5 protein-coding genes are annotated in these 5380 nt (G+C 73.4%); 3 read left to right on the top strand and 2 right to left on the bottom strand.

Annotation, left to right across the window (positions count from 1 at the left end; all coding sequences use genetic code 11):
- Together DY240_RS24315 and DY240_RS24310 are read left to right on the top strand one after the other, a co-directional pair.
- Positions 1–659, top strand: a 659-nt coding sequence (locus DY240_RS24315) for a pyridoxal-phosphate dependent enzyme (protein WP_119662302.1), incomplete at its 5' end; no start/stop codon positions are given.
- Between the two features lie 57 nt (positions 660–716).
- Positions 717–1343, top strand: coding sequence for a DUF6624 domain-containing protein (locus DY240_RS24310; protein ID WP_199702314.1), 627 nt, complete (start codon positions 717–719; stop codon positions 1341–1343).
- Positions 1344–1347: 4 nt separating this feature from the next.
- Here DY240_RS24310 and DY240_RS24305 read toward each other — a convergent pair whose 3' ends face one another.
- Together DY240_RS24305 and DY240_RS24300 are read right to left on the bottom strand one after the other, a co-directional pair.
- Complete coding sequence (locus DY240_RS24305) at positions 1348–3186, bottom strand: beta-propeller domain-containing protein (protein ID WP_158602983.1); 1839 nt, start codon at positions 3184–3186, stop codon at positions 1348–1350.
- 138 nt (positions 3187–3324) lie between these two features.
- Entirely contained in the window at positions 3325–4575 is a 1251-nt protein-coding gene (locus DY240_RS24300) for a D-arabinono-1,4-lactone oxidase (RefSeq protein WP_233552858.1), read from the bottom strand.
- Between the two features lie 64 nt (positions 4576–4639).
- Between DY240_RS24300 and DY240_RS24295 the strand changes: the two genes are divergently transcribed.
- Positions 4640–5302 (top strand): DNA methyltransferase, encoded by a 663-nt coding sequence (locus tag DY240_RS24295; protein ID WP_158602982.1) that lies wholly within the window; start codon positions 4640–4642, stop codon positions 5300–5302.
- Positions 5303–5380: the final 78 nt, after the last annotated feature.

The following is a 5380-nucleotide window of genomic DNA, read 5'->3' as shown; positions in this document are numbered from 1 at the left end:
CGGCGGCGGCGCTACTGGGCCTGCCGGCGACGGTGTACGTCCCGGAGACCGTCCCCGCCACGAAGGCGCGCCGGATCGAGGAGACCGGCGCCCGGCTCATCCGGCACGGCGGCACTTACGCCGAGGCGGCCGCGGCGGCGACGGCCGCCGCCGCCACCGACCCCGGTGCGCGGTACCTGCCCGCCTACGACCACCCCGACGTCATCGCCGGCCAGGGCACCGTCGCCGCCGAAGTGGTGGCCGAGGCGCCGGACGTCGACGCGGTGGCGGTCGCGGTGGGCGGGGGCGGGCTGGCGGCCGGCACCGCGCTGGCCGCCGGCGGACGCACCACCGTCGCCGTCGAACCCGAGCACTGCTCCGCCCTGCATCAGGCACTGGCCGCCGGCGAGCCGGTGGACGCGGCGGTCGACTCCGTCGCGGCGTCGGCGCTCGGCGCGACCCGCGTCGGCGAACTGCCGTTCGCCGTCCTGAGCGCGGCGCCGGTGGTGTCGCTGCTGGTCACCGACGACGAGCTACTGGCCGCGCGGGACCGCCTGTGGGACGAGTTCCGGCTGCTGGTCGAGCCGGCCGCCGCGGTGCCGTTCGCCGCGTGGCTGGCCGGCCGGGTGCCGGGCGAGCTGCCGTGTATCGTCCTCTGCGGCGCGAACACCGACCGCTGATCGCAAGGGCGCGCAGGGCGGGTTCCCGGAGCGCCGCCGCGCGGCCATACTGGCCCGATGATCCGGGCCGCGGTTGTGCTTGTCGTCCTGCTGCTCACCGCGTGCGCGGCTGACCACAGCGGTCACGGTGCGACGCCGTCGGCGACCACGCGGGAGCGGAACGAGGAGCTGCGCGCCGAGCTGCTGGAGATGATGGAGCAGGACCAGGCCGAGCGCTCCGGTCAGGTCGCCGGCGAGTGGAACGACCAGGAGCGCACCGACCGGCTGGCCGAGATCGTGGAGGAGCACGGCTGGCCCGGCTCGGACCTCGTCGGCACCGACGGCGCCAGCGCGGCCTGGGTGATCGCCCAGCACTCCGACCTCGACCCCGAGTTCCAGCGGCGGGCGCTGGAGCTGATGCGGCCCGCCGCCGAGGCCGGGCTGGCCGATCGTGGAGAGCTGGCCTACCTCGAGGATCGCGTCGCGCTGAACTCCGGCGGCGAACAGGTCTACGGCACCCAGATCGGCTGCGTCGACGGCGTGCCGCAGCCCGCGCCGCTCGCCGACCCGGAGACGGTCGACGAGCGGCGGGCGGAGGCCGGGCTGGAGCCGTTGGCCGACTACCTGGCCACGCTCGAGGAGGCCTGCGCCGCCGAGGCCGAGGCCGAGGCGAGCGCGAGCGCCAGCCCGACCCCGTTCGGCTGACCCCTCAGCCGAACGCCAGCCAGCCGCGCGGCTCGAGGTCGTCGAGCCCGTTGGCCTGCACGCCGTCCTGCCAGACGGTGTAGAGCGTGTCGCCGACGACGAGGGTGCGGCGCAGCCACGCCCAGCCGTCGCGCGGCGCCTCGGCCCGGGCGATCCGACCCTGCTCGGTGACGGTGTCCTCGCCCAGCCGGACGACCAGCGCGCTGGGCCCCGTCATCGTCTCGATCGGCACGACGACCTGGCCGGTGCCGGGCCAGAACAGGAACGCCTGCGGGTCCCACTCGGTCTGCGACCACGCGTCCGGGACGACGTGGCCGTCGAGCTTCGCCGGGGCCGCGGGGTCGGCGACGTCGAACAGCGAGATCTGGGCGCCGACGGTGCGCCCGTCGGCGGAAGCCTCCTGCCCGACCCCGATGAGCCGGTCGTCGCCGGCGTCGTGCAGGTAGGACGAGTATCCGGTGATCTTCAGCTCGCCGGTGACCGCCGGGTTCGCCGGGTCGGAGAGGTCGAGGACGTAGAGCGGGTCGACCTGCCGGAACGTGACGACGTAGCCGGTGTCGCCGAAGTAGCGGACGGCGTAGATCTGCTCGCCCTTGCCCAGCCCGCCGACCTGCCCGAGCGGGACGAGCGCGTCGTCGCCCTCCTCGAGCGTGTAGAGCCGGCTCTCGCTGGTGTCGGTGGTGCCCGTCCAGTAGTCGATGGTCGTGGCGACCCGGAGCACGCCCTCGTACTCGGACATCGCGTACCGGCCGATGATGCGGCCCTCGACCTCGCCGGAGGCCAGGTACCGCGCGGGGACGTTGCCGGTGATGTCGAAGGCGTGGATGCCGGTGGTCACCTCGCCCGGCGCGGGCATCGGCCGGATGGAGCGGTCGTCCGGCGCGAACGGCTCGCCCCACCGGGTCGTCGCGACGTACAGGCGGTCCTGGCTGGCGTAGACGGTGTCGCCGTCGGTCAGCACGCCCACCGTGCCGTCGGCACTGAGGCCCTCGGCAGGGTCGAACGTCAGCACGCTGATCGTGGAGTAGCCGGCGAACTCGTCGGGGCGGCTCAGCTGCTCGCAGCCGACCAACTGGCCGGTCACCGGCTCGTCGTCGCCGCTGGTGAACGTGTACGACGGCAGCCAGTCGCCGATGGTGGACTCCTCGACGATGGCGCGGTTGCGCTCGGTGAGCTCGTCCTCGGGCCGGTTCGCGTCCTCCTCCGTCATCGGGAACGCGAGGGTGGGGTAGGAGCTGACGACCAGCCGCACGGTCTCGTCGACCATGCGGGCGTCGAGGTAGTCGCCATCGACCTCCAGGCGCGACTCGACGACCGGCGCCGCGGGGTCGGAGATGTCGACCAGCAGCACCGCGGTGGTCGACGGCGGCCCCCCGGGATAGAAGCTGGCCGCGGCGTCGTAGGCGATCATCGTGTTCTGCCTGACCAGCACGACGACGCGGTCGCCGGCCAGGAGCACCGTGGCGTCGGCGTACTGCTGCTCGGCGCCCTCGACCAGTGCGAGCCGGCCGAGCTCGCGCGGCGCCGTGCCGGTGACGTCGATGACGCGGAGCTCGCCGCTGGCCGCGGTGACCAGCACCCGCCCGTCGGTCTTGGCGACGTCGGGCTCATCGACGCCGGCCTCCTGCACGTTCGTGGTGGAGTGCGGGACCGCCGGGGCCTGCGCCGCACCGCCGGAGTCTTCAGTCGCGAGCGACTCCGCGCCGTCGGCGCGTGCCGGTGCGTCCGTCAGGTAGGCGATCAGGTCGTTGCCGCCGAGCCCCCACGGACCGACCCGGTCGCGCGCCTCCGTCTTCAGGTGATCGACGACGTCCTCGCAGGCATCGAAGGACGTCAGCCCCATGACGGCGACCGCACCGTCTTCGTCGTCAGCACCGAACGAGCAACCGGCGAGCATGCCCAAGGAGACAAGGCCGGTAAACCACCGCCTCATGTCCGATTCGACGCCGGCGGTGCGGTCGCGGTTCCGCGCGCGACCTGGTCAGCCGACGAATCGGTCGAGGAAGGCGTTCCCGAACCGGCCGTCGGGGTCGTACTCGCCGCGCAGCCGGCGGAAGTCGGCCAGCCGCGGATACCGCTCGCGCACCTGCTCGGGGGCGACGGTGAACAGCTTGCCCCAGTGCGGCCGGGCGTCGTACGGGGTCAGCGCGCGCTCGATCTCCGCGAGTACCGGGCGGACGCCGTCGGAGTCCTTCTTCCAGGTGAAGTGCAGGCCGACGACGCCGCGGCCATAGGACGAGCTGAGCCACAGGTCGTCGGCGGCCACCGTGCGCAGCTCGGAGATCTGCAGCACCGGTGTGATGCGATCGGCCAGCTTCGCGACCGCGCCGAACGCCTCGACCGCATGCTCGCGCGGGACCAGGAACTCCGACTGCAGCTCCTCGCCGCTGCTCGGGGTGAACCCGAGCCGGAAGTGCGGCAGCCGGTCGTACCACGGGCCGGGCACGCCGAGCTGTTCGGTGCAGTTGACGGCCGGCATGCCGGGGACGGGGTTGCGGGGTCCGTCGGCGAGCCGGGCGCCCATCCAGGCCGGGTCCGGCGTCCAGTCGTCACCGTCGTCGACCCGGTGCTTGACCCAGCTGCGCGTGGTGCCGGCCCAGTCGGTGAAGACGCTGACGCTGTAGGCGGCCGCGAAGATCTCGTCGAACCGTTCCGCGACGGTGTCGAGCGCGAGGTCGTCGTAGACCACCTGACGAACGTCGAACGCGGGCACGACGTCGAGCGTCACCGCCGCCACCACGCCGAGCGCGCCGAGCGACACGACCGCGCCGGCGAAGTCCGGCTCGCCGCGGCGCAGCGTGACCAGCTCGCCGTCGGCGCGCACCAGCTGCAGCCCGGCGACCGCCGTCGCGAGGTTGCCGTTGCCGTCGCCGGAGCCGTGCGTGGCCGTCGCGACCGCCCCCGCCACCGAGATGTGCGGCAGCGAGCCGAGGTTGTGCAGCGCCCAGCCCTGCCGGTGCAGCGCCTCGGCGAGGTCGCCGTAGCGCAGGCCGGCCGCGACGGTCACCGTCCGGGCCGCCGCGTCGACCTCGATCCGCGGCGGCAACCCGGCGACCGACACCAGCTCGCCGGTGGTGTCGGCGACGTCGCTGAACGAGTGCCGGCTGCCCAGCGCCCGGATCCGGCGGGTGCGTGCGACGAGGTCCTGCAGCTCCTCGACCGACGACGGCGCGTGGATGCGCGTCGCGCCGTAGGTGAGGTTGCCCGCCCAGTTCGTCCGTTCCGCGCTCACAGCGAGCAGCGTACGGCCAGGGTCCCGGCGGCGGGGCGCCGGGCGGTCGAGCAAGATGGACCGCATGAGGCCATGGCTGCAGCAGTGGATGGACGACCTCGTCAACGAGCGCTACGTCGAGGCCGACGAGAACGTCCACTTCACCGAGAACCTGGCCGAGACGGTCATCGCGGAGTACTCCCTCCCCGGCCAGCTCGTGCTCGACCCGTTCGCCGGGTTCGGCACCACGCTGGTCGTCGCCGAGCGCATGGGCCGGTCCGGGCTGGGCATCGAGCTGCTGCCCGACCGCGCGGAGATGATCCGCCGCCGGCTCGGCGGCGCCGGCGAGGTCATCACCGGCGACGCCCGCAAGGTGGCGGCGCTGGTGGACCGGCCGGTCGACCTGTGCCTGACGTCGCCGCCGTACATGACGCTGCGCAACCACCCGGAGAACCCGCTCAACGCCTACGAGACCCTCGATGGCGACTACGAGACCTATCTCGGCGAGCTGGACCAGATCTTCGGGCAGGTCGCCGGGCTGCTGCGGCCGTGGGGCCACCTCGTCCTCAACGTCGGCAACATGGTCGACGACGGCGTCGCCACCACCCTCGCGTGGGACGTCGGCCGCATCGTCCGGCGGCACCTGACGTTCCGGCAGGAGACGTTCCTGTGCTGGGACGAGCAGCCCGAGTGGCTCACCGGCGACTACTGCCTGGTGTTCCAGCGCACCGAGGACGACAACCACTAGGGCGCGTCTCCTTATTGGCGTAGCCAGATGGTGACGGCGGCGAGCACGATGCCTCCGCGGTAGGTGAGGGCGAGCTTG

This window comes from Jiangella rhizosphaerae, from assembly GCF_003579925.1.
GTDB lineage: Bacteria > Actinomycetota > Actinomycetes > Jiangellales > Jiangellaceae > Jiangella > Jiangella rhizosphaerae.
Note: the sequence above shows the minus strand (reverse complement) of the source record. Positions and strands in the feature narration are given on the sequence as shown.